21 protein-coding genes and 1 pseudogene are annotated in these 21,577 nt (G+C 65.0%); 9 read left to right on the top strand and 13 right to left on the bottom strand.

What is annotated here, in order from left to right:
- Positions 1-132 precede the first annotated feature (132 nt).
- Positions 133-960: a metallophosphoesterase family protein gene (locus ACTEK7_RS14690; protein WP_036002503.1), complete on the top strand. Its 828-nt coding sequence runs from the start codon at positions 133-135 to the stop codon at positions 958-960.
- Here the strand turns inward: ACTEK7_RS14690 and ACTEK7_RS14685 are convergent.
- The 4 genes from ACTEK7_RS14685 to ACTEK7_RS14670 form a co-directional block, all read right to left on the bottom strand.
- Complete coding sequence (locus tag ACTEK7_RS14685) at positions 899-1,384, bottom strand: Crp/Fnr family transcriptional regulator (RefSeq protein WP_057025890.1); 486 nt, start codon at positions 1,382-1,384, stop codon at positions 899-901. The two genes, ACTEK7_RS14690 and ACTEK7_RS14685, sit on opposite strands and share 62 nt — an antisense overlap.
- Positions 1,385-1,486: 102 nt before the next feature.
- Positions 1,487-2,227, bottom strand: coding sequence for a di-trans,poly-cis-decaprenylcistransferase (locus tag ACTEK7_RS14680; RefSeq protein ID WP_225134682.1), 741 nt, complete (start codon positions 2,225-2,227; stop codon positions 1,487-1,489).
- Positions 2,228-2,256: 29 nt separating this feature from the next.
- A complete protein-coding gene (locus ACTEK7_RS14675) occupies positions 2,257-2,631 on the bottom strand; it encodes a transcriptional regulator (RefSeq protein ID WP_036024038.1) in 375 nt (124 codons plus the stop codon).
- Positions 2,618-3,235, bottom strand: a complete 618-nt coding sequence (locus tag ACTEK7_RS14670; protein ID WP_036002509.1) for a hypothetical protein — start codon at positions 3,233-3,235, stop codon at positions 2,618-2,620. The genes ACTEK7_RS14675 and ACTEK7_RS14670 overlap by 14 nt, the downstream gene beginning before the upstream one ends.
- A 199-nt stretch (positions 3,236-3,434) precedes the next feature.
- On the opposite strand from ACTEK7_RS14670, the gene ACTEK7_RS14665 reads away from it, so the two are divergent.
- The gene (locus ACTEK7_RS14665) at positions 3,435-4,682 is read left to right on the top strand and encodes a S1C family serine protease (protein ID WP_225148466.1); all 1,248 of its coding nucleotides are present in this window, start codon (positions 3,435-3,437) and stop codon (positions 4,680-4,682) included.
- Positions 4,683-4,848: 166 nt separating this feature from the next.
- Here ACTEK7_RS14665 and ACTEK7_RS14660 read toward each other — a convergent pair whose 3' ends face one another.
- The 4 genes and pseudogenes from ACTEK7_RS14660 to ACTEK7_RS14645 all read right to left on the bottom strand — a co-directional run bounded on the left by ACTEK7_RS14660 (position 4,849) and on the right by ACTEK7_RS14645 (position 7,523).
- The gene (locus ACTEK7_RS14660; RefSeq protein WP_225130185.1) at positions 4,849-5,586 is read right to left on the bottom strand and encodes a DUF899 domain-containing protein; all 738 of its coding nucleotides are present in this window, start codon (positions 5,584-5,586) and stop codon (positions 4,849-4,851) included.
- A gap of 16 nt (positions 5,587-5,602) precedes the next feature.
- Positions 5,603-5,938 (bottom strand): annotated as a pseudogene (locus ACTEK7_RS14655) (SRPBCC family protein); the annotation flags it as partial.
- 8 nt (positions 5,939-5,946) lie between these two features.
- Positions 5,947-6,399: an ArsR/SmtB family transcription factor gene (locus ACTEK7_RS14650; protein ID WP_036002521.1), complete on the bottom strand. Its 453-nt coding sequence runs from the start codon at positions 6,397-6,399 to the stop codon at positions 5,947-5,949.
- Positions 6,400-6,548: 149 nt separating this feature from the next.
- Positions 6,549-7,523 carry a Bug family tripartite tricarboxylate transporter substrate binding protein gene (locus ACTEK7_RS14645; protein WP_225148451.1) on the bottom strand — a complete coding sequence of 325 codons (975 nt, stop codon included), beginning with the start codon at positions 7,521-7,523 and terminating at the stop codon, positions 6,549-6,551.
- Positions 7,524-7,646: 123 nt separating this feature from the next.
- Here ACTEK7_RS14645 and ACTEK7_RS14640 point away from each other — a divergent pair, with 123 nt between their 5' ends.
- Both ACTEK7_RS14640 and ACTEK7_RS14635 read left to right on the top strand, forming a co-directional pair.
- Positions 7,647-8,063, top strand: a complete 417-nt coding sequence (locus ACTEK7_RS14640) for a VOC family protein (RefSeq protein WP_036002526.1) — start codon at positions 7,647-7,649, stop codon at positions 8,061-8,063.
- 226 nt (positions 8,064-8,289) lie between these two features.
- Complete coding sequence (locus tag ACTEK7_RS14635) at positions 8,290-9,870, top strand: ATP-dependent acyl-CoA ligase (RefSeq protein ID WP_225148452.1); 1,581 nt, start codon at positions 8,290-8,292, stop codon at positions 9,868-9,870.
- 135 nt (positions 9,871-10,005) lie between these two features.
- Here the strand turns inward: ACTEK7_RS14635 and ACTEK7_RS14630 are convergent, their stop codons facing one another.
- The 3 genes from ACTEK7_RS14630 to ACTEK7_RS14620 form a co-directional block, all read right to left on the bottom strand.
- Entirely contained in the window at positions 10,006-11,100 is a 1,095-nt protein-coding gene (locus tag ACTEK7_RS14630; RefSeq protein ID WP_036002556.1) for an HD-GYP domain-containing protein, read from the bottom strand.
- A 420-nt stretch (positions 11,101-11,520) separates the two neighbouring features.
- The gene (locus ACTEK7_RS14625) at positions 11,521-13,803 is read right to left on the bottom strand and encodes a xanthine dehydrogenase family protein molybdopterin-binding subunit (protein ID WP_225148453.1); all 2,283 of its coding nucleotides are present in this window, start codon (positions 13,801-13,803) and stop codon (positions 11,521-11,523) included.
- Positions 13,800-14,291, bottom strand: a complete 492-nt coding sequence (locus ACTEK7_RS14620) for a (2Fe-2S)-binding protein (protein WP_025033225.1) — start codon at positions 14,289-14,291, stop codon at positions 13,800-13,802. Before ACTEK7_RS14620 ends, ACTEK7_RS14625 begins: the two co-directional genes overlap by 4 nt.
- Positions 14,292-14,777: 486 nt before the next feature.
- Between ACTEK7_RS14620 and ACTEK7_RS14615 the strand changes: the two genes are divergently transcribed.
- From ACTEK7_RS14615 to ACTEK7_RS14605, 3 genes are all read left to right on the top strand, one after another.
- Positions 14,778-15,542, top strand: coding sequence for an alpha/beta fold hydrolase (locus tag ACTEK7_RS14615; protein ID WP_225148454.1), 765 nt, complete (start codon positions 14,778-14,780; stop codon positions 15,540-15,542).
- Positions 15,543-15,566: 24 nt separating this feature from the next.
- Positions 15,567-15,902 carry a hypothetical protein gene (locus ACTEK7_RS14610; protein ID WP_225148455.1) on the top strand — a complete coding sequence of 112 codons (336 nt, stop codon included), beginning with the start codon at positions 15,567-15,569 and terminating at the stop codon, positions 15,900-15,902.
- A gap of 199 nt (positions 15,903-16,101) precedes the next feature.
- Positions 16,102-16,776, top strand: a complete 675-nt coding sequence (locus ACTEK7_RS14605) for a dienelactone hydrolase family protein (protein ID WP_225148456.1) — start codon at positions 16,102-16,104, stop codon at positions 16,774-16,776.
- A gap of 145 nt (positions 16,777-16,921) precedes the next feature.
- On the opposite strand, the gene ACTEK7_RS14600 is transcribed toward ACTEK7_RS14605, so the two are convergent.
- Positions 16,922-17,668, bottom strand: coding sequence for a polysaccharide biosynthesis/export family protein (locus ACTEK7_RS14600; protein WP_036002627.1), 747 nt, complete (start codon positions 17,666-17,668; stop codon positions 16,922-16,924).
- Positions 17,669-17,801: 133 nt separating this feature from the next.
- Entirely contained in the window at positions 17,802-18,119 is a 318-nt protein-coding gene (locus ACTEK7_RS14595) for a hypothetical protein (protein ID WP_025033220.1), read from the bottom strand.
- Positions 18,120-18,542: 423 nt separating this feature from the next.
- On the opposite strand from ACTEK7_RS14595, the gene rpsT reads away from it, so the two are divergent.
- Both rpsT and dnaA read left to right on the top strand, forming a co-directional pair.
- Positions 18,543-18,809, top strand: coding sequence for a 30S ribosomal protein S20 (gene rpsT, locus ACTEK7_RS14590; protein WP_036002606.1), 267 nt, complete (start codon positions 18,543-18,545; stop codon positions 18,807-18,809).
- 1,274 nt (positions 18,810-20,083) lie between these two features.
- Entirely contained in the window at positions 20,084-21,493 is a 1,410-nt protein-coding gene (gene dnaA, locus ACTEK7_RS14585) for a chromosomal replication initiator protein DnaA (RefSeq protein WP_225148457.1), read from the top strand.
- Positions 21,494-21,577: the final 84 nt, after the last annotated feature.

Genomic DNA, 21,577 nt, shown 5'->3' with positions numbered 1-21,577 from the left:
CGCTCTGCGACGGGACGCAGCATGCTGTCGCTCATTGGATTGATGCAAAGGGGCGGCCGGGCTGGTCTGCTTCTTGCTTTATGCCGTTTTTGGAATTCCCTGACATTTTGATCTCTCGCCGTCGGATTTCCCATGCGCTGCCTGGTCGTGGCCGACCTGCACTATTCGCTGCCGCAACTCGACTGGCTGGTCAGCGCGGCGCCGCAATTCGACCTCGTGATCTTCGCCGGCGACGCGCTCGACATCGGCTCGATGGTGGATTTCCGCGCCCAGATCGTGGTGGTGAAGAAGTATCTCGCGCTGCTGGCCGCGACGACCCGCGTGATCCTCTGCTCCGGCAATCACGATCTCGACGAGCGCAACGCCGAAGGTGAGAAGATTTCGCGCTGGATCTCGGAGGTGCGCGAGCTCGGCATCGCCTGCGACGGCGACGGCCTGACGGTCGGCGATACCCTGTTCACCGTGTGCCCGTGGTGGGATGGACCTCAGGTCAAGCAACGCCTCATCGAGCAATTGCGCGATGCCGCAGCCGTCAGGCCGCAGCGTTGGATCTGGGCGCATCATGCGCCGCCGGCGGATTCACCGACGAGCTGGGGCGGCAAGCGCTTCTTCGGCGACGTCGAGCTGGTGCAGTGGATCATGCAATACCAGCCGTCGATGGTGATCTCGGGCCATGTGCATCAATCGCCCTTCATCAGCAATGGATCGTGGTTCGACCGGCTGGGCCAGACCTGGGTCTTCAACACGGGCCTGCAACCCGGCCGTCCCCCGACCTACATCGTGCTCGATCTCGATGCCGGCAAGGCGTTCTGGCTGGCGGCCGGCGAGGCGCAATGGATCGACCTGAATGCGCCGTTGCGGCGGCCCGCCGCCCCCATCGAGGCGCCGCCCGACTGGCTCACATTCTTGGATCGGATTGCCGATCCGAGCCTGGCGAAACCTCAGCCGGCGGCAGGTTGATCATGCTCTGGAGCACTTCGCCGACCATGGCCAGATGCGTGCCGTGGCCGGCATATTGCCGCTTCAGATCGGCGAGGTAGGTGTTGGCGACGTTGAGCCTCTGCGCCAGCATTTTTGCGATCAGCAGCGCCACGCCCGGCTCCCTCTCGAGGAACGCGGCGGCATCCTCGAATTCGTAGACGATGGCGTCGGAGCAGGCCCGTACCGTTGCGGTGTGCGGCTGGCCCAGCAGCACGGACATCTCACCCAGCACCGCGCCGGGCTCGGTGACGGTGGCGACCACCATCTCGGCCTTGAGCACCTCGAGCCTGCCTTGCATCAGCACGTAGAGATGGCCGGAGGTGCCCCCCTCGGCGACGATGATGGTGCCGGCGGCAAGCTGCCGCTCCGTTCCGCCGGTGCAGTAATCGAGGACTGCGCGCATGGTGCGAACGCTCCCGTCGCAGGGGTACACAACGCCGGAAGACTAGAGCACGATCCGTGCCGGGCGGCAATCGGTGGGGGAGCCGGCGGGCGCCGAGGCGCCTCACACCTGCGAGAGCGAGGGCGCCTCTCCGGGCATAATGGCTTGCAGCCCGCCGAAGCGGCGCTCGCGGCCATGGAAGGCGGCGAGCGCCTCGGCAAGATCGCCAGCGTCGAATTCGGGCCACATCCGCTCGGTGAAGTGCAGCTCGGCATAAGCGCCTTCCCAAAGCAGGAAGTCCGACAGCCGCTTCTCGCCGGAGGTGCGGATGATGAGGTCGACGTCGCGAAGGCCAGCCTCGCCTGTGACGAGCTGCGAGAAGGCTTCGCGCGTCAGGCTGGTCAGCGCGGCCGCCTTCGCCGCGGCATTGAGGATGGCGTCGCGCGCGGAATAATCGACGGCGATGCGCACATGCAGCGCGCGGCCATCGGCGGTGGCCGCCTCGGCGCGCGCGATCGCGGCGGCGATGCCGTCGGGCAGGCGATCGCGGCGGCCGATGACGGAGAGGCGCACGCCGTTTTTGACGAGGCTCTGCACTTCGTTCGCGAGGTAGAAGCGCAGCAGGGTCATCAGCGCCGCGACCTCGGCCTTCGGCCGCCGCCAATTGTCGGTGGAGAAGGCGTAAAGCGTCAGCGTGCCGATGCCCTGCTTGGGCGCGGCCTCGACGATGCGGCGGATGGTCTCGACGCCGGCCTCGTGGCCGCGCACGCGCGACAGGCCGCGCCGCGTCGCCCATCGGCCGTTGCCGTCCATGATGATGCCGACATGAAGCTTCTCGTTGCGGGACGTGATGTCACTTTGCATTGCAAAGTCTCCGGTCAAAAAAGGGGAGATCAGGTCGAGGCGATGCCGAGACGGCCGAGCGGCGGCGCTTCGCGGCCAGCGGCCTTCGCCGCGTCGCGCACCAGCCGCTCGAGCACGGCGAGATAGTCGAGGAAGCGGCGGCGGCCGGCCTTGGTGAGGCGGCAGCTGGTGTGCGGGCGATTGCCCTCGTAGCCTTTGGTCACCTCGACCAGTCCGGCCTCCTGGAGCACGGCAAGGTGCCGACTGAGATTGCCGTCGGTGAGGCCGCAGAGCTGCTTGAGATCGCCGAACGCCAGCCCCTTGGGATGCGCCATCAGCGAGGTCAGAAGCCCGAGCCTCGCCTTCTCGTGGATCACGCGGTCGAGCCCTTCATAGGAGAAGGGCGCGCTGTCAGTCTTCGACATCGTTGTCTCCGGACGCGAAATGCAGAATCGCCGCCATCAGCGATTGGCCGATCAGGAAAGGTAGGCCCATGGTCCATGGCGACAGCGTGTGGGTTCGGCTCGCGAGCACCACGACCGCGAAGCCGGACACGAAATACCAGGCGCCGGCGAGCGCCACCGTGCGCGGCAGCGAGCGGACCGAGGCAAAGATGCCGAGCGACACCAGGATCTGCCACAGGCCCGGCAGCAGCCACAGCGTCTCGCTCGCGAACTTCCACATCACCACCGCGAGCAGAACGCCGGCAACGCCCGCCGGCAGGAACTGCTCGACCGCCTGGTGAATCATCGCATCGGCGAGACCGGAATGATGGCGTCGCGACCGGGCGCGCATCTCGATGCCGATGATCAATCCAGACAGCGCGGCGGCGATGAACCAGCCGATGAAGAAAACGAGCGGCTCGCCGGTGGGATCATCCAACAGCCAGAATTGCAGGACGGCGGTGATGAGCGCAACGGCGCCGGTCGCCGCCATCGTCGCCGGGCCGTAGCCGCGGAAAGCGGTGCCTGCCGCGATCTGGCTACGGATCGTCACGATGTCGGCCAGCGCCTTGTCGAGATCGCGCATGGGCAACGCCAAAACCTCGTTCCACCCGGACATTACGAGGCAACGGCCCCGTTACTTTGTATCGCAAAGTATACGGCACTGCAAAGTATGTGCAAGCCCGAATTGTCGCGGCCAGCCGAACGGGAGCGGACAACTGACGGTTGCGCCTGCCCTGCCCTCGCGGATAAGATGGATGCAAGTGCGTTTGCCGGGGGCTGGTATGTGGTTGAGGTCGTTGGTCGTTGCGTTCGTGTTGCAGGTGAGTGGGTTCGGGGCGAACGCGGCGGGGCCGTTCGGCACCGTCAATGTCGGCAACTGGGCCGGCGGCGCATTCAGCAATGACGAGACGGGCGCGTTCTCCCATTGCGCGGCGACCGCACCTTACGCCAACGGCGTGAGTCTCTTCGTCGCGCAGAATGCGGCCGGCTCCTGGCTGCTGAGCTTTGCCAGCCCCAGCTTTCGCTTCAACAAGGGCGATACCGCGCCCATCGACTTCATCTTCGACGGCCAGGAGCAGGCGAGGTTGTTTGCGACCGCCGGCACCCCCAACATGGTGACGACCATGCTGCCCCCCAACGTCGCTCGCACCTTCCAGAAGGCAAGCCTGATGGTGATCACGACCAACGGGAGCAAGCCACTCCAATTTGTGCTGACGTCGACGGCGCCCCTGATCGCGGCGCTGGCGAACTGCGTCACGCGGGTGAAGGCAGACGGGCTCAGCAAGGCCGGCGATTTCACCAAGGGTGCGGCCAAGCCGGCGGCGACGGCGGAGAAGCAGACGGCAGCGCCGGCCGGCGGCAAACCCGCCCGAGCCAGGAGCGGCAGCGGCTTCGTCGTCAGCGCGAGCGGGCACGTCGTCACCAACCATCATGTGATCGACGGCTGCGTCGGCGACGTCAGAGGCAATCTCACCGGCGAAGCCGCAATGGTGCTGCGCGTCGTCTCGAGCGATGCCAACAACGACCTCGCCCTGTTGCAGGCGCCGTCGACGACGACCTTCAAGGATTTTGCCCGGATCCGCGACCGCTCGATCCGCTCCGGCGATTCCGTGATCGCGATCGGCTTTCCCTATCACGGCATCCTGACCTCGGACTTCAGCGTGACCACCGGCATCGTGAGCTCGCTCAGCGGCATGCGCAACGACTCGCGCTTCCTGCAAATCAGCGCACCCGTGCAGCCTGGCAACAGCGGCGGGCCGCTGTTCGACAACACGGGTCAGGTCGTGGGCGTGGTCACGGGCAAGATTCCAGCCTTGCGGATCGCGGTGGCGACCGGCAACATCCCTGAAAACATCAATTTCGCCATCAAGACCGGAGTGCTGCGCGATTTCCTCGACAATTCGATCGTGCCCTATCAGACCGCCGAGCCAAAGAGCGAGCTCAAGACCACCGACATCGCCACCAACGCCCGGCCGTACACGATGCTGATCTCGTGCAACGCGGCGGAGCAGGCGGAGGCGAAGCGGTAGCTATCGGGGCAAGGCACACCCTGCACCTCACCCGTAGCTGTCATTCCCCGCGAAGGCGGGGAATCCAGTACGCCGCGGCCTTTCGATTCATCACTGCCGTCTCGGAATACTGGATCGCCCGGTCTAGCCGGGCGATGACACCTTTGATGTGCGTCGAGCGCTCCCCTCACCCGTGGCAGCACGCCGCCTTCGCCGGCTGCGGCTCGTACTGGTCGCGCAGGCGCACCCAGTCCATCGGATAAGGCAGGCCTTCCTCGTGACGGCCGAGCGGGGTGAGATCGAGATATTGATAAGCGGCGTTCATCATGTCGAGGCCGCGGGCGAAGCAGGAATAAGTGTGGAAGATCGCGCCGGCCTCGTCGCGGAAGAACACGCTGATGCCGGGCAGCTCGGGGCCGTAGAACGGCGTGGTTCCGAAATTGTACATCGGCTTGCCGGTCGCGACCTCTTCCTGTGAGAACGTCACGCCGTAATCGCGGTTGAAGTCGTTGCGGCCTGAGGAAACCCAGTCGAAGGTCCAGCCCATCCGCTTCTTGAAGGCTTCGAGCTTTGCGCTTGGCGCCAGCGAGACCGCAACCATGGCGGTGTCGCGCGCGGCCAAATGCGGCACCATGCGCTCGAACCCATCGGCCCAGAACGAACAGCTCTTGCAGGCCGCGTCCCAATCGGGTGCGAACATCACGTGCTGCACGATCAGCTGCGGCCGGCCCTTGAACAGATCGCCCAGGGACACAATGCCGTTCGCCCCTTCGAATGCGTACGCCTTGTCGACCTTGACCCAGGGGAGCCGGCGGCGCTCGTCGGCAAGCCGTTCGCGAGCCTGGGTCAATTCCTTCTCGTGGACCAGAAGGGCCTTGCGCGCGACGATCCATTGCTCGCGCGAAACGATCTGATGTTGCTGCATGGCGTTCTCCTTGGGATCAGGCGACGAAAGCATCGAGCTTGTCGAAAATCGAGCTCCAGCCGCGCTGGTGGTTGTCGCGCGCGGTCTCGTCGAAGAACTGGGCGTGATGGAAGATCATCAAGGTGCCGGCAGCGTCCGGCTTCAGCGAGATCGTCACCAGCGACTCACGCTCCGGCGTCGAGTGCCAGGCCCAGGTGAAGACCAGAAGCTCGTTCAGCACCACCTCGCGATAGCGGCCGCCGGCCTCGAAGTATTCGCCGTCGTCCCCCGTGAAGCTGATGCGAAACCGGCCGCCGACGCGGACGTCGAGCTCGGCTTGAAGCGTCGCCGGCTTCATGTTCGGCGGCCCGAACCATTGCGCTAGCTGCGCGGCTTGCGTCCAGGCGGCGTAGACCTTTTGCGGCGGCGCGCGGAGCCGGCGCGTGAGCGTGAGGCTTGGTCGTTCTGCCGGGCGTTCGGCGGTGTTGGCGGTTGCGTTGGCCATGTCTCTTCCTCCACGAAGGCGGCAAGGCGATCGAGATTGTGGGACCAGAACTGCGCATAGCGATTGAGCCAGTTCATCGCCTGCTCCATCGGCTGCGCGGTCAGCCGGCAGGCGACCGTGCGCCCGGTCTTCTCGCGCACGATCAGCCCGGCATCGGTGAGCACGTCGAGATGCTTCATGATCGCCGGCAGCGATACCGCAAACGGGGCCGCCAGCTCGCTCACCGACAGGCCGTCCTGCTCGCCGAGGCGCGCCAGCAAGGCACGACGCGTCGGGTCTGACAGCGCCGCAAAAGTCCGGTCCAGCGTCTCGTCCTGATACTTAACCATGTGGTTTAGTATAGGTGCGAGCGCGACAACGTCAAGCCGGAAGGCGCAGGCGCGGATCCGCACGAGAGCGTGATCGGGTTGCTGGCAATGCAGCCAAGAAAAAAGCCCTGCCGAACGGCAGGGCTCTCTTCCTCGTCATCACGAGATTTCTACTCGACCTTCAGGCCGGCGAAGTCGACGACCTTCTTCCACTTCTCGGTCTCGGCCTTGATCTCCTCGCCGAACGCCTCGGGCGTCTGCACCCGCGGCTCGCCACCGAGCTCGACCAGGCGCTTGGCCATGTCAAGCTCCTTGAGCACCGCGTTGACCTCGGCGTTGAGCTTGGCGATGATTTCCTTCGGCGTGTTCTTCGGCGCGCCCATGCCGAACAACGCGCTCGCCTCATAGCCCTTGACGGTGTCGGCGATCGGCTGCACGTCGGGCAGCTGCGGCGAGCGTTCCGTGGTGGTGACGCCGATCGCGCGCAGGCTGCCGGAGCGGATGTGCTGAATGATCGAGGGCATGTTGTCGAAGATCACCTGCACCTGGCCGGCGAGCATGTCGGTGATCGCGGGCGCGGCGCCGCGATAGGGCACGTGCTGCATCTTGCAGCCGGTCATGGCCATGAACATCTCGCCGGACAGATGCACCGAGGTGCCGTTGCCGGATGAGGCCATGTTCACCTTGCCGGGATTGGCCTTCACATACTCGATGAACTCGGCGACGTTCTTGGCCGGCACATCCTTGTTCACGGTCATCACGTTCGGCACGCGCTGGAACGAGGCGACCGGCGCGATATCGTTCACGAAGTTGAACTTGAGATTCTTGTAGAGCGAGGCGTTGATGTAGTTGGCCGGGTTGACCAGCTGCAGCGTGTAGCCGTCGGGCTCGGCATTGATGACCGATTCGGTCGCGATGTTGTTCCCGGCGCCGGGCTTGTTCTCGACCACGAATTGCTGGCCGAGCTTTTCCGACAGGCGCTGGCCGATCAGTCGTGCCAGGATGTCCGTGGCGCCGCCCGGCGGATAGCCCACCACCCATTTCACCGGACGGGCCGGATAATCGGCGGCAAGGGCCTTCGACAGCGGGGTGGCTGCAAGCGGACTGGCGGCGAGCAGGCCCAGCGCGGTACGGCGAGTGATCATCTCAAGGGTTCTCCCAGTGTTGTTCTTGAAGTCGGATGGCTTGAAAGCCACGTCGCTGCGGTTGTAACAAAGCTTGCCGCGTGCGGAAAGTGCGCGGGGCACATCACGACGAAAGGATGAGACATGCCGGTCAAGGTTCATGCCCTGGATCATCTCGTGATCAATGTCAGCGACGTCGCGGCAAGTGCTGCGTGGTACGGCAAGATTCTCGGCATGGAAGTCAAGGTGTTCGATCCCGGCGGCGGCAAAGCGCCGCGGACTTTCCTTACATTCGGTAACCAGAGGATCAACGTCCGACAGCGCGATGCCGGCAAGGTGGAGTGGTTCACCGCGGACCAACCGACGGCGGGCAGCGACGATTTGTGCTTTCTCACCTCGGCCACGCCGGACGAGGTGGTGGCGCATTTGCGGGCACATGGCGTCGCGATCGAGGAAGGTCCGGGCCCGAGGCAAGGCGCCCGCGGCACGTTGCGCTCGGTCTATTGCCGGGATCCCGATGGAAGTTTGATCGAGATCTCGTCGTACGGGGACGCCGGCTGATAGGGCCGCCGCGCCCCCGAACGCCGTCATTGCGAGGAGCGCTTGCGACGAGGCAATCCAGACTGCCTCCGTGGAGAGAGTCTGGATTGCTTCGCTGCGCTCGCAATGACGGTGGAGAGAGCGCGCTCACGCATACCCCCGATTGCGTCCCGCGTCGTCCAATGGCAGGAAGACGCAATCATCAAAAGACAGCCGCCGGCAAGATGCGGCTGCACCGGGAGGAGCCATGCCAGTTCAACAGACCACAGCTGGAATCGTGGGCCCGTTCGACGGGCTCGACGTGCCCTGGCTGCTCAAGCTGCGCGCCGAAGTCCGGCGTGATCATCCATTCCTGATCTGGGCGCCGTTCGACGCGCCGGCGCGGCGCTGGAGCTACGGCGAGTTTCACGAGCGCGTCGGCGCGCTCGCGGCCGGCCTCGCCAGGCGCGGCGTCAAGCCGGGCGAGTATGTGCTCATTCATCTCGACAATTGCATCGAGGCGATGCTGGCCTGGTTCGCCTGCGTCGAGCTCGGGGCCGTCGCCGTCACCACCAACACGCGCTCGGCGCCGGCCGAGATCGCGTATTTCGCCGATCATTGCGGCGCGGTCGCCGCGATCACGCAGCCGGCCTATGCGGAAGCCGTCGCGCAGAACTGCCGCAACATACGCTGGCTCGCGGTGACCTCGCATGATGCGGGCGCGGCGCCCGCGCGGGGCGTCTCGCGCGGCGACAGCTTCGAATCGCTGTTCGCCGACAGCACCGATCGTCCCCGGCGCGCGACCGATCCGCTCGCGCCATGCAGCGTGCAATACACCTCGGGCACGACGTCGCGGCCGAAGGCGGTGCTGTGGACCCATGCCAACGCGCTGTGGGGCGCCAAGATCAACGCCGCGCATGAGGACCTTCACGCCGGCGACGTGCACCAGGCGTATTTGCCGCTGTTCCACACCAATGCGCTGGCCTATTCCATGCTGGCGGCGCTGTGGGTCGGCGCCACTTGCGTGATCCAGCCGCGTTTCTCCGCCAGCCGGTTCTGGAGCGTCGCGCGCGAGCACGGCGCGACCTGGACCTCGACGATCCCGTTCTGCATGAAGGCACTGCTCGAGCAGGAGATCCCGAAGGACCATAAGTTCCGCCTGTGGGGCACCGCCATCAACGAGCCGCCGGCCTTTGCCGCCTTCGGCGTCAAGATGATCGGCTGGTGGGGCATGACCGAGACCATCACCCACGGCATCGTCGGCGAGGTCGATCAGCCCAACATCCCGATGTCGATCGGTCGCGCCGCGCCCGAATATCAGATCCGCATCACTGACGACGACGGACGGCCGACGGAGGTCGGCGACACCGGCAATCTCGCGATCAGGGGCATCCCCGGCCTGTCGCTGTTCGCCGAGTACCTGCACAACGAGAAGGCGACGCGCGAGAGTTTTGACGAGCACGGCTTCTTCCTCACCGGCGACCGCGTCGAGCGATTGGAGAACGGCTTCATCAAGTTCGGCGACCGCGCCAAGGACATGCTGAAGGTCGGCGGCGAGAACGTTGCGGCCTCCGAGATCGAGCAGGTGATCGCGCTCGTGCCGGGCGTGCGCGAGGCCGCGGTGGTGGCGAAGAAGCACCCGATGCTGGACGAGGTGCCGGTGGTCTTCATCATCCCGCAGGGCGGCGTCGCAGGCGCTGCGCCCGATCTGCATGATCGCGTGATGGAAGCCTGCCGCAAGGGCCTCGCCGACTTCAAGCTGCCGCGCGAGATCAGGCTCGTCGACGACATGCCGCGCTCGACGCTGGAGAAGGTGGCGAAGGCGGAGCTGCGGAAGCTGGTGGGGTGATCTCGTAGGGTGGGTTAGCCGAAGGCGTAACCCACCTACTTCGTTCGGCAATTGCGGAGGCATGGTGGGTTACGCCTGGCGCCTGCGCTTCGCGCAGCCGCGAGGCTAACCCACCCTACGACTACGGCATCCCGACTAAAACGACCCCAGCGCGACCGGACGGAACGCCTGCAGCAGCTGCTGGTCGAGCTTGCCGCCCATGCCTTCCATCATCGTGAAGGCGCGGGAGTGGGTGAAGGGCATGCGGTAGGCGCGCTTCTCGACCAGCGCGGCGTAGATGTCGACGATTGTCGTCAGGCGCACGATGTCGCTGATCTGGTTCGACGACAGGCCGTTCGGATAGCCGGAGCCGTCGAGGAATTCGTGGTGATGCAGCACCACGTCCAGCATCTCCGGCGGGAAGCCGCCTTGCGCAGCGAGCGCATCATAGCCGCGGCGCGGATGCTGGCGGACCTCAGCCATCTCCTCGTCGGTGAGCTTGCCGGGCTTGTCGAGCAGCCAGGCCGGAACGAAGGCCTTGCCGACGTCGTGCAGCAGCGCGGCGCGGGTCAGGCGGCGCTGGTCGTCCTCGCGCATGCCGAGATGCTGGGCGAAGGCGACGGCGAAGCCGGTGACGAACAGGCAATGGCGGTAGCTGCCGACATGGTGACAGCCGACCGTGGTGAGCCATTCGCGCAGCGAGGAATGCTTGATCGCCTTCAGGATCTTGCTCTCGGCGGCGATGACGTCGTCGAAGGTCAGGGCCACGCCGAGCGGCAGCTTCTCGAACATCTTGGTCAGCACCGCATGCGCCGCCTCGACGCCGCGGTTGAGCGTCTTGCCGCGATCGGTCGCGTCATAGGCCGCGGTGTCCGGGAAGGCGGCGCGAATGCGCTGCAGGATGGCCTCGGCCTGGAGCGGCCGTGAGATGGTGTCGGTGGCTCCTAACGCCCAGGCCTGCATGGTGCCGTGATGCAGGGCGTCCGCGAGCACGAACAGCCGCGGCATCGAACGATAGGCATCGCCGCGCAGTTTGTTGCGCACCCGCTGCACGCTGTCGGGCGAGCGCAGGTTGATGTCGACCACGAGCCCGGAGAGATCGCGCGAGGGCTGGGCGGGGATCTCGTCCGTCTTCACCGTGGAGACGTCGCCGACCGCTTTCAGGATGCTGGCGAGCTCGCTGCTCCCGTCGCTCCGATCGGAGGCGAGCAGAAGCCGGCGTTTGGCGGCGGATTTGGCTGTGGCGTTCATGGCTTCCCCCACAAGGACCGGAAACTCGGGCGTATTGGCCGATGAGCCTAAGCCGGATCAGGTTCTCCGGCCCTTAAGAGGCGTGCTCAATGGAACCTTGGGGAATCGCACGCAATTTTACGGATTGGGGTTCAGGGGGGAATTTCACAACCGGCGAAAACAACCCCATGCACAGTAGAACGGGCATTGATGGATAAGGGGAATTTTGAACGCTATCGCCCCGCCCTCCGCTGTCGTCGCCCGGCTTGACCGGGCGACCCAGTATGCCGTGACGGTCCGGCTGAAACCGAGAAGCCGCGGCGTACTGGATGCCCCGGTCAAGCCGGGGCATGACGGTGAGGGTGTGGAGGCGGCTCCAAAACAAATCCGCCGGAGGTTGCCCTCCGGCGGATCAGTCCATTTGGCAATCGCAGCGCGGCTTTACGCCTTCATGCTCGCCTTCACGGCTTCCGCGGTGATCGGCAGGGCGCGGACGCGGGCGCCGCTGGCATTGAAGATGGCGTTGCCGATGGCCGGCGCGACCACGGTGACCGCGGGCTCGCCGACGCCGGTGGCCTTCTCGCCATTGGCGATCACGGCGATCGCGACCTCGGGCGTCTGGCTCATGCGCAAGGGCGTGTAACCATCGAAATTGGTCTGCTCGATGCCACCGTCCTTCAGCGTCGCCTTCTCGTACATCGCCAGCGACAGGCCCCACAGCGCCGCACCCTCGACCTGGGCGCGGACATTGTCGGGATGCACCTGCGTGCCGACGTCGGTTGCGACCGTGAGCTTCTTCACGGTCACCTCCCCCGACGGCGCGACGGCGACGTGAGCCACGCACGCCGTCCAGCTCGCGGTCGCCCGCTCCTGCGAGGAGACGCAGGCGACGCCCATGCCCTCGCCTTTCGGCAATTGCTTGGTGCCGTAGCCGGACAGTCCCATCGCGGCGAGCAGCGTGTTGCGCAAGCGCTGCGCGCCGCCGTCGTTCTTGCCGGCGCCGTCGAGCAACGAGATGCGGAACTGGGCGGGATCCTTGCCCGTCGCCGCCGCGATCTCGTCGATCATGCTTTCGACCGCCCAAAAGGTCCAGCCCGGCGCCACCGAGCGAAGCTGGCCGGAGGGCGTGGCGTTGTGCGCGAGCTCGTTCTTGATCGCGCGCACATAATGGTTGGGCACGGTGTAGAAGAAGTCCGCCCCGTTCACCGTAAAGGAATCGAGCGGGCCCTTCTTGTCGACCGAGGGCGTCAGGAAATCGGGGATTCCCCAGCGCGCGGTCGGCCAGGCCGAGACCACGTCGTGGCTGATCGCAATGAGCTTGCCATCGCCGTCCACGCCGGCCTTCACCTTTTGATAGGTGAGCGGACGCGAGAAATCCATCGTCATGTCGTTCTCGCGCGAATAGATCACCTTCACCGGCTTGCCGACGGCCTTGGCCGCCTGCACCGCCGGAATCATCATGTCGGCATCGAGACGCCGGCCGAAGCCGCCGCCCAGCCACATCTGGTGCATGACCACGAATTTCGGATCGATCCCGGCAGCGCCCGCCGCGATCGCGCCGGAGCGCGTTGCGAACTGGTTGCCGGAATAGATGTGCAGGATGTCGCCCTTGAACTCCGCGGTGGCGTTCATCGGCTCCAGCGGCGCGTGGATGTTGATGCTGGTGGTGTATTCCGCCTCCACCACCTTGGCCGCCGAGCCGAAGGCTGCATTGGGATCGCCGTCCTTGACGAAGAACTGGCCGGAATCGTCCAGCTTCTGGAGCCGCTTGGCCTCGTCGAGCAGCGACTCGCTCGACACCTTCGCATTCGGTCCCGCGTCATAGGCGATCTTCAGCGCCTGGGCCGCCTTCTTGGCGTTGGCGTAGGTGCTGGCGACGGCGACGACCCAGCCCGATGTCGTGCCGGTCTTGTCGTCGAGCGTGACGGCCTTGATGAAGCCCGACACCTTCTTTGCCGCGCTGTCGTCGACCGATTTCACGGTGGCGCCGAAGCGCACCGGCGGCGTGACCAGGGCGCCATAGGCCATGCCCGGCAGCATCACGTCGATACCGTACTTGGCCGTGCCGTTGGTCTTTGAGGGGATGTCGAGTTGCGGAACCGAGACGCCGATCATGGTGTACTGGTCCGGCGATTTCAGCTTGATCGCCTTCAGCTCGTCGGGCGTGAAGGTTTTCGTCGCCTTGCCGCTTTTCACGACATCGGCAAACGACATCTGCTTCTTCGATTTCGGATGCACGATCATGGAATCGCGCACCACGAGCTCCGATGCCGGCACGCCCATGGCGGCGGCGGCACCTTCGGTCAATGCGATGCGACCGGCGGCGCCGGCCCGGCTCATCGCTTCGAAGTTCATCATGGTCGACCAGCTGCCGCCGGTGATCTGCGCGCCCAGCACGGGATCGTTGAACTTGGGATCGTTGGAGGCGAGCTGCACGCGCATGTCGCTCCATTTCGCGCCCAATTCCTCGCAGACGATCTGCGCCATGGTGGAGGCGATGTGCTGGCCCATATCGGCCTTGCCGCAGGTCACGGTCACAAGCCCGTCCGGCGCGATCGCGTACCACACGCTCGGCTCGAAATTGGCGGGCGCGGCGGCTGCCGATTCGATGCCGGGCACGCCGGCATAGCCGAGCACGAGGCCGGTCGCGGCGGTGCCGACGAGGAAGGAGCGGCGGCTGAGATCCGTCGTCTCGGGCGTCAATTTCTTCACATGCTCGTTCATGTGGGCCTCCGCTCGCTCGAGGTGGCCGAGGCGGTGCGCATCTCGGATGCGGCGCGCATGATCGCCTTCTGGATCCGCGAATAGGTCATGCAGCGGCAGAGATTGCCGTCCATATGGGCGACCACCTCTTCCTTGGTCGGATTGGGATTCTTGGCGAGCAGCGAAGCCGCCTGCATGATCTGGCCGGACTGGCAGTAGCCGCATTGCGGCACCTGCTCGGCGATCCAGGCCTTCTGCAAGGGATGATCGCCCTTGGCGGAGAGACCTTCGATGGTGGTGATCTTCTTGCCGGCGACGTCACTGAGCATGGTCTGGCACGAGCGCACGGCTTCACCGTTGACGTGCACGGTGCAGGCACCGCACAGCCCGGCACCGCAGCCGAACTTGGTACCGGTCATCTGCAATTGCTCGCGGATCGCCCAGAGGAGCGGCGTGTCGTTCGCCGCATCCACGGACAGACTCCGCCCGTTGATGGTGAGAGTTGGCATAGGCGTCTTCCCCTGCCGGTGCATGAAGCCGCTTACGGCGGCAATTTGAATGGCTGACGCCCACCGGGCTGGCGTCAGCCTTGCCGGCGAGAATGATCGCGTTCCGACGCGGAGGCAAATGCAATTTGGAACGAGTCGAAAAAGCGCTCGCCACACTCGCCCGTTGTGCGCCGCGCCAAGGGCGTCGACGCAGCCACTGAACACAACAGCGCATGCCTCCGGCATGCGTGCCATCGCATTCAGGCAGTTTCTTCGAGGTAACTTAGCGAGCTAAGGTGCAGCTGCCGCCGCTTTCTTCCTTCTCCCCTTGTGGGAGAAGGTGGCGCGAAGCGCCGGATGAGGGGTTGTATCCGCGCACTCGCATTGAGAGAGTCATGCGCGGATAGAGACCCCTCACCCGGCTTCGCTTTCAGCGAAGCCACCCTCTCCCACAAGGGGAGAGGGTGCGCCGATGTCGCGGCGAGAAAAAAAGAAAGGGCAGGAACAATGCCGGAGATCAATCGCGACGGCGTCAACATCTACTACGAGGTTCATGGCAACGGGCCGCCGCTGCTGCTCACCCACGGCTATTCCTCGACCTCGGCGATGTGGCATGGGCAAATCGACGCGCTGGCGAAGGACCACACGCTGATCCTGTGGGACATGCGCGGCCACGGCCAGTCCGATTACCCTGACGATGCGAGTGCTTATAGCGAAGACCTCACGGTCGGTGACATGGCGGCGATCCTCGATGCGGTCGGCGCGAAGCGCGCCATCATCGGCGGGCTTTCGCTCGGCGGCTACATGTCGCTGGCGTTCTATCGCGCACATCCGGAGCGGGCCCGCGCGCTGCTGATCATCGACACCGGCCCCGGCTTCAGGAAGGACGATGCGCGCGAAGCCTGGAACGCGCGGGCGCTTGCGACCGCCGACCGGCTCGACCGCGAAGGCCTCGATGTCTTGAAAGCGGCGACGCGCGAGCGCGCCACCGCGAACCATCGCAACGCCAGCGGGCTTGCGCTCGCCGCGCGCGGCATGCTGACCCAGCGCGATGCGCGCGTGATGGAGCTGTTGCCTGAGATCAAGGTGCCCAGCCTGATCGTGGTCGGCGCCGACGACACCCCGTTCCTCGCCGCGTCCGACTACATGGCCGCAAAAATCCCCGGCGCACAAAAGGTCGTGATCCCCGCCGCCGGCCACGCCGTCAACATCGATCAGCCCCAGGCTTTTGTTGACGCGGTCGTGCCTTTCCTGAAGAACTTGCCGGCATAGGCCGATCGAGCAGGGACACAGGCGATGAAGCTGATGATGCTGGCTGCGGGGACGATGTTGCTGTCGCTATCCGCACAGGCCGAGCCGATCGGCGCCGTGCCGCCGCGCCAGCCCTTCGTCACGACCTTGTCGAACAACACGCCGCTCGCCTTCGGCATGGATGCCGAACAGACCGCGCGCGCCCTCGGGCAGAGGCTGCAATATGTGCGGGGACGTCCCGGCCACGAGATCTATCTCGCCTTGCGCAACATCGGCGGCAGCGGCCTGATCCCCTATCGCCATCGCCTGTTCCTGCAATTCCGCCACGGCCGGCTGGCCGGATGGAAGGAGGATTACGGCGAGAACTGGATGTGGGAGTAGTGTTGAGCGCCGATATTCCGGATCGTCATGGCCGGGCTTGTCCCGGCCATCCACGTTCTCGCGCTGAGACAAGACGTGGATGCCCGGGCCTTCGCCTCGCCGAAGCGGCTTCGGCGCGCAGGCGGGACAAGCCCGGGCATGACGAGCGCGTGGAACGAACGCGACCTCGGATCAATACCAACCAAGAAGGACAACCCGCGTGGGACAGGACATCAAGCTGACAGCCTCGGACAATTTCCAGCTCGGCGCCTATCGCGCTGATCCCGCCGGCACGCCGAAGGGCGCGGTGGTGGTGATCCAGGAGATCTTTGGGGTCAATCACCACATCCGCTCGGTCTGCGACCGCCTTGCCGGGGAAGGCTATGTCGCGATCGCGCCGTCGATCTTCGACCGGACGGCGCCGAACTTCCAGTCGGGCTATTCGCCCGACGAGATCGCGGAGGCGCGCAAGTTCGTGGCCAATCCGGACTGGGCCGCGATGCTGCGCGACACGCAAGCTGCGATCGATGCGGTGAAGAGCATCGGGCCCGTCGGCATCATCGGCTTTTGCTTAGGCGGCAGCATCGCTTTCGTCGCGGCGACGCGATTGACCGGCCTGAAGGCTGCGATCGGCTATTACGGCGGCGCCGTCGTGCGCTTCGCCGACGAGACGCCGAAGGTGCCGACCCAGCTGCATTTCGGCGAGAAGGATGCCGGCATTCCGCTCGCCGATGTCGAGACCATCAAGTCGAAGCGGCCGGATGTGGAGGTCTTCATCTATCCAGGCGCCCAGCATGGTTTCCATTGCGACGAGCGCGCCAGCTACGACAAGGCCAGCGCAGACATCGCCTGGCCGCGCAGCATGGATTTTTTCGCGAAGCATTTGACGAAGTAGCGCGCGGCTCTTTCCACTGTCATTCCGGGGCGCGCGCAGCGCGAGCCCGGAATCCATCGTGCGTCAGCGTTCGTGGATGAATGGATTCCGGGCTCGCGACTTCGTCGCGCCCCGGAATGACGAAGGAGAGAGTCGGGCTTGAACCCTAGAACCAGCGCTCGCCGACGAACACGGTGTCGCCGGGCGCGAGCGGCGTGCCGAGCGGCACCACGGCGCGCATGGCGCCGCCGTTCTCGGTGTGCGTGACGGTGACCATGTCGCGCTTGGCGCGCGGCGAGAAGCCGCCGGCGATGGCGACCGCGCTCTCGACCGTCATGTTCGGCACGTATGGATATTGGCCGGGCGCGAGGACCTCGCCGAGGATGAAGAACGGACGATAGGTCTCGATCTCGACCGCCACCGAAGGCTCGCGGATGTAGCCGTTGCGCAGGCGTGCGGCGATCTCGCCGGCCAGCCCTGCCGTGGTGCGGCCGCGGGCGGGCACCGCGCCGATCAGCGGCATGGTGATGGAGCCGCCGGCGTCGATCGCATAGCTGTTGGTGAGACCTTCCTGGCCGTAGACCACGACGCGGAGCTTGTCGCCGGCGTCGAGATGGTAGGAGGGGCCATTGCGCACCGGCACCGCCATCGGCGCGGCGTAGCCGACAGGCATCGGTGCGGGCGAAGCGGCAAAGGAATTGCTGAGCGCTGCGATCGCGCCACCGCCGTTATTGGCGACGACGACCGGCCGCGGCGCATTATAGGGCTGGCCATAGGCCATGGCATCGAGATCGGGACGAGGCTGCACCATCGCGACGGGAGTTGCGGTCTGCATGCAGCCGCCCAAAGCGAGCGCGGCGGACGCTGCCAAGGACGCCAAGTTCGACCATCGAAACGCGCGTGCAACCGGCACCGGACCCATCCTCGAAACGAGACGGCTCCAGTGATGCACCGGTTATGGTTAATAAAGCGTTGAGTGGGGCTCCAACCCTCCCCTGGAGGGGGAGGGTTGGAGGCAGCGCTGTTACGCGGCGCCAGCTGCAGGCTCAATCCCGGGAATAGCCGATCAGCGGTTTCCGCGGGCGGAACAAGATCATCAGGAGGATGCCGAGAATGCCGAGGACGGCGAAGACCGGCTGCTCCAGCACCAGGCGGATCACCGAGGTCCAGAGCCAGGGCGCCTTGGCCTCGACCCAGGTGCGGAAGGCCGATTGGCTGGCCTGATTGATATCGTTCCAGAACTGGCCGAAGCGGGTGAATTTGAGGGTCTGGTCGGCCACCCAGCGGGCGCCGTCATAGACCATGAAGATGAACCCGCCGGCGAGCAGCAACAGCCCAATCAGTCGGAAAAAGCCGCGGATCATGCCTCACCTACGATGGCCGTCGAAGCGGACGACCTTTTCGGAACGATGCCAGCCAATAGCCGGGCGACGGCAGAAATTCAACCTCTTCAGGGCGTTACGGCACTCATCCAGGCCGCCAAAGGGGCGTTTCCGGCGCCCGAAAGCGTTGACGGTGCGAAAGACCCTCTCTATAAGGGCGCCAACTGGCGGTGGGCGCAATCCCGCCGCCGCTGTTCTTTGAGCAGTTGCAGGCACCCTGGGCTTCAGGACTCATCCGAGCTTGAAGACACCTTGGAGCCTCAGAGACAGCCGCAAGGCGGTCGCTCATGTTCCGGGAACGGCCCAGCAACCGAACACCCTAAATCCGAGCGTCGATTCCGCGGTCAAGCAAGCCGGCGCTACCCGACCAAGACGCGACCGGTACCCGCAAAGGACATTGAGACCATGGCCAATACCACTTCCGCCAAGAAAGCGACGCGCAAGATCGCCCGCCGCACTGCCGTCAACAAGTCGCGCCGCACCCAGATGCGTGGCGCCGTGCGCAACGTCGAGGAAGCCATCGAGAGCGGCGACCGCGCCGCTGCCGTGAAGGCGCTCGCGACGGCCGAGCCCGCCTTGATGCGCGCCGCCCAGCGCAACATCATTCACAAGAACAACGCCAGCCGCAAAGTCTCGCGCCTCACCGCGCAGATCGCCAAGCTCGCGAAGTAAATCTTGCCAAGTCATCTTGGCGACATCGTCTGATCGGTCGATCCGGTCAGCGCGTCAAACAGCCCGGCCTCGCGCCGGGCTTTTTTGTTGACTGTCACATTCACGCAAGCAGTCACGCGAGGCTCACGCCTCGCTTGGATGATTTACATCGTCTGCGTCAGTCTTCATTCCGTAATTCTACCTGCCGATGTTCTGCAACAGAGGAAACTTCACTGCGTTGCAAAAAACCCCTGTGAGGCGGGCGCGAATTGAATCGATGGCCGATGAGAGTTCTGCACACCGTAGATTCACCGGAACGTGTGTCACGGTGGAGTTACCCTGCAAAACGAGTCTCGAAAAGCGATGGCTCGATAATCACTTATCAACATAGCAGGGACAAGCATTTGGAAAATTCGCCCGCACGTCGGGCGCATGACGAATTTATAAAAATAATTTGGCGCTGAACGAGAATTGTCACATGACGCGCGGCCTTCTCGATTCTGTGCACGGATTCAAAAACTTGCTTCGCAGCCTGTGAACAACTCCTGTGCGACGTTAACCGAGGTCAAGTTTTTTGACGGCTCAACTGTGAATCAATTTCGTTGCGAGTCTTTCCGCTTAGTGTATTCCTTAACCCAGTCAGCGGCGCCCACGATCTTCAGACCAGCGCGGTTTAGGAAACGGGGCGAGCGTGCAAATCGGCGGCGGTGTGCACGTAGGCGACGCTTCAAAAAGTGATGTCGGTGCAAAACCCACAGCAATGTGGGAATGGTAGCTCTTTGTCTGAATGTTTCCAAGCGGGACCTTTCCCGCTCGCGCCAGGCGCATCTACTCGCGCCAGGCTCATATGAGAGACATCGCGAAGCTACCCCGGCACGCAAGGTGGCGAAGTCGAGCGGACGACTAGTACATTTGGGCAGGCATCCGCGACAGGAGTACGGCGCGGTTGTCTTTAGGACACGCAGGACCTTGTCGTGGGCGATCACGGCAGGACGGGGAGGTATCATGTCTTACGGACTCAACGCGGTATTGCAGCACGTTTCCTTTTCCAACGATGCCGTTTCAGCTCCGTCGGATCTCCAGCCTCCCGCGCGTGACGGAGCGCCGAGTACGCGCTGACCTCGCGACTGCTCCATCTCTGACATCGCTGATCTGACCCGCGGCGTTCGCGCCGAACGGTCGAGCCATGCCCGACGATGGACTCGCTCGAGGTCGCGCCACTCCAGGGACCGTGGCAGGAACCCTGCATGGCGCTCACAAACGCAACTATATCTCTCAAGAGAAGTTTTCTGACGATGACAATGGAACAGGATCGCTGGTCACGCGTGAAGGGTCGGCTGCGCTCGAGCGTTGGCGAGGACGTCTACACAAGCTGGTTTGCGCGCATGGATTTGGAAGGCGTGCAGGACGAGAGCGTGCGGCTCTCGGTGCCGACGCGGTTCCTGAAGAGCTGGATTCAGGCCCATTATGCCGAGCGCGTGCTGTCGTGCTGGCAGGCCGAGATGCCGGAAGTGCATCGCATCGACCTCACGGTGCGGTCCGCCGTGCGCCCCTCGGCGCAGCCGAAGGAAGCGCCCGCGCCGGTCGAGGCGCGCCGCGCGCCGATGCCGGAATTGCGCTCGACCGCGACCGCGCCGGTCTCGGCCAATCACGACGCGCTCGGCGGCTCGCCGCTCGATCCGCGCCTGACCTTCGCCAGCTTCGTCGTCGGCCGCTCCAACACGCTGGCCCATGCGGCCGCGCGCCAGGTCGCCGAAGGGCGTCGCGGCGACTCCGTGATGTTCAACCCGCTCTACATCCATGCCGGTGTCGGCCTCGGCAAGACGCATCTCTTGCAGGCCGTGACCTGGGCCGGCAATTCCGGCAACGAGCGCAAGGTGCTGTATCTCACGGCCGAAAAATTCATGTATGGCTTCGTCGCCGCGCTGAAGACGCAGACGGCGCTGGCCTTCAAGGAAGCGCTGCGCGGCATCGACGTGCTTGTCATCGACGACCTCCAATTCCTGCAGGGCAAGTCGACCCAGGCCGAGTTCTGCCACACGCTGAACGCGCTGATCGACGCCGGCCGCCAGGTCGTGATCGCGGCCGACCGTCCGCCATCGGATCTGGAAAGCCTCGACGATCGCGTCCGCTCGCGGCTCGCCGGCGGGCTCGTGGTCGAGATGGGATCGCTCGGCGAGGAGCTGCGCCACGGCATCCTGAAGTCGCGCGTCGCGGCGGCCCGCGCCCATCACGCCACGTTCGAGGTGCCCGAGGAGGTGCTGCATTATCTGGCGCGCACCATCACCCATAACGGCCGCGACCTCGAAGGCGCTATCAACCGGCTGCTGGCGCATTCCAAGCTCAACAACCGGCCGGTGACGCTGGAGATGGCCGAGCACGAGGTGCGCGACCTGGTGCGGCCGCAGGAGCCCAAGCGGATCAAGATCGAGGACATCCAGCGCGTGGTGGCGCGGCAGTATAATGTCAGCCGCTCCGACCTCTTGTCCTCGCGCCGCACCGCCAACGTGGTGCGCCCGCGCCAGGTGGCGATGTATCTCGCCAAGACGCTGACGCTACGCTCGCTGCCCGAGATCGGCCGCCGCTTCGGCGGGCGCGACCACACCACCGTGCTGCACGCGGTGCGCAAGATCGAGGCGCTGGTCTCCAAGGACACCGCGCTGTCGGAGGAAGTGGAATCGCTGAAGCGCCAGCTTCAGGAATAAAGGCCTAGGGCTCCCGCCCTGCTCCCGCCGCCCCGGCTTGCCTGGGCGGCGTCTTCGTTTTGAGGCGGTAAATCGTGGGGAACT

The sequence above is a fragment of the Bradyrhizobium sp. JHI2711 genome (assembly GCF_056156565.1).
Note: the sequence above shows the minus strand (reverse complement) of the source record. Positions and strands in the feature narration are given on the sequence as shown.

Coding starts and splice junctions, on each gene's coding strand:
- ACTEK7_RS14690 (WP_036002503.1), top strand. CDS start 133: ATGCGCTGCCTGGTCGTGGCCGACCTGCACTATTCGCTGCCGCAACTC.
- ACTEK7_RS14685 (WP_057025890.1), bottom strand. CDS start 1,384: ATGCGCGCAGTCCTCGATTACTGCACCGGCGGAACGGAGCGGCAGCTT.
- ACTEK7_RS14680 (WP_225134682.1), bottom strand. CDS start 2,227: ATGCAAAGTGACATCACGTCCCGCAACGAGAAGCTTCATGTCGGCATC.
- ACTEK7_RS14675 (WP_036024038.1), bottom strand. CDS start 2,631: ATGTCGAAGACTGACAGCGCGCCCTTCTCCTATGAAGGGCTCGACCGC.
- ACTEK7_RS14670 (WP_036002509.1), bottom strand. CDS start 3,235: ATGCGCGATCTCGACAAGGCGCTGGCCGACATCGTGACGATCCGTAGC.
- ACTEK7_RS14665 (WP_225148466.1), top strand. CDS start 3,435: ATGTGGTTGAGGTCGTTGGTCGTTGCGTTCGTGTTGCAGGTGAGTGGG.
- ACTEK7_RS14660 (WP_225130185.1), bottom strand. CDS start 5,586: ATGCAGCAACATCAGATCGTTTCGCGCGAGCAATGGATCGTCGCGCGC.
- ACTEK7_RS14650 (WP_036002521.1), bottom strand. CDS start 6,399: ATGGTTAAGTATCAGGACGAGACGCTGGACCGGACTTTTGCGGCGCTG.
- ACTEK7_RS14645 (WP_225148451.1), bottom strand. CDS start 7,523: ATGATCACTCGCCGTACCGCGCTGGGCCTGCTCGCCGCCAGTCCGCTT.
- ACTEK7_RS14640 (WP_036002526.1), top strand. CDS start 7,647: ATGCCGGTCAAGGTTCATGCCCTGGATCATCTCGTGATCAATGTCAGC.
- ACTEK7_RS14635 (WP_225148452.1), top strand. CDS start 8,290: ATGCCAGTTCAACAGACCACAGCTGGAATCGTGGGCCCGTTCGACGGG.
- ACTEK7_RS14630 (WP_036002556.1), bottom strand. CDS start 11,100: ATGAACGCCACAGCCAAATCCGCCGCCAAACGCCGGCTTCTGCTCGCC.
- ACTEK7_RS14625 (WP_225148453.1), bottom strand. CDS start 13,803: ATGAACGAGCATGTGAAGAAATTGACGCCCGAGACGACGGATCTCAGC.
- ACTEK7_RS14620 (WP_025033225.1), bottom strand. CDS start 14,291: ATGCCAACTCTCACCATCAACGGGCGGAGTCTGTCCGTGGATGCGGCG.
- ACTEK7_RS14615 (WP_225148454.1), top strand. CDS start 14,778: ATGCCGGAGATCAATCGCGACGGCGTCAACATCTACTACGAGGTTCAT.
- ACTEK7_RS14610 (WP_225148455.1), top strand. CDS start 15,567: ATGAAGCTGATGATGCTGGCTGCGGGGACGATGTTGCTGTCGCTATCC.
- ACTEK7_RS14595 (WP_025033220.1), bottom strand. CDS start 18,119: ATGATCCGCGGCTTTTTCCGACTGATTGGGCTGTTGCTGCTCGCCGGC.
- rpsT (WP_036002606.1), top strand. CDS start 18,543: ATGGCCAATACCACTTCCGCCAAGAAAGCGACGCGCAAGATCGCCCGC.
- dnaA (WP_225148457.1), top strand. CDS start 20,084: ATGACAATGGAACAGGATCGCTGGTCACGCGTGAAGGGTCGGCTGCGC.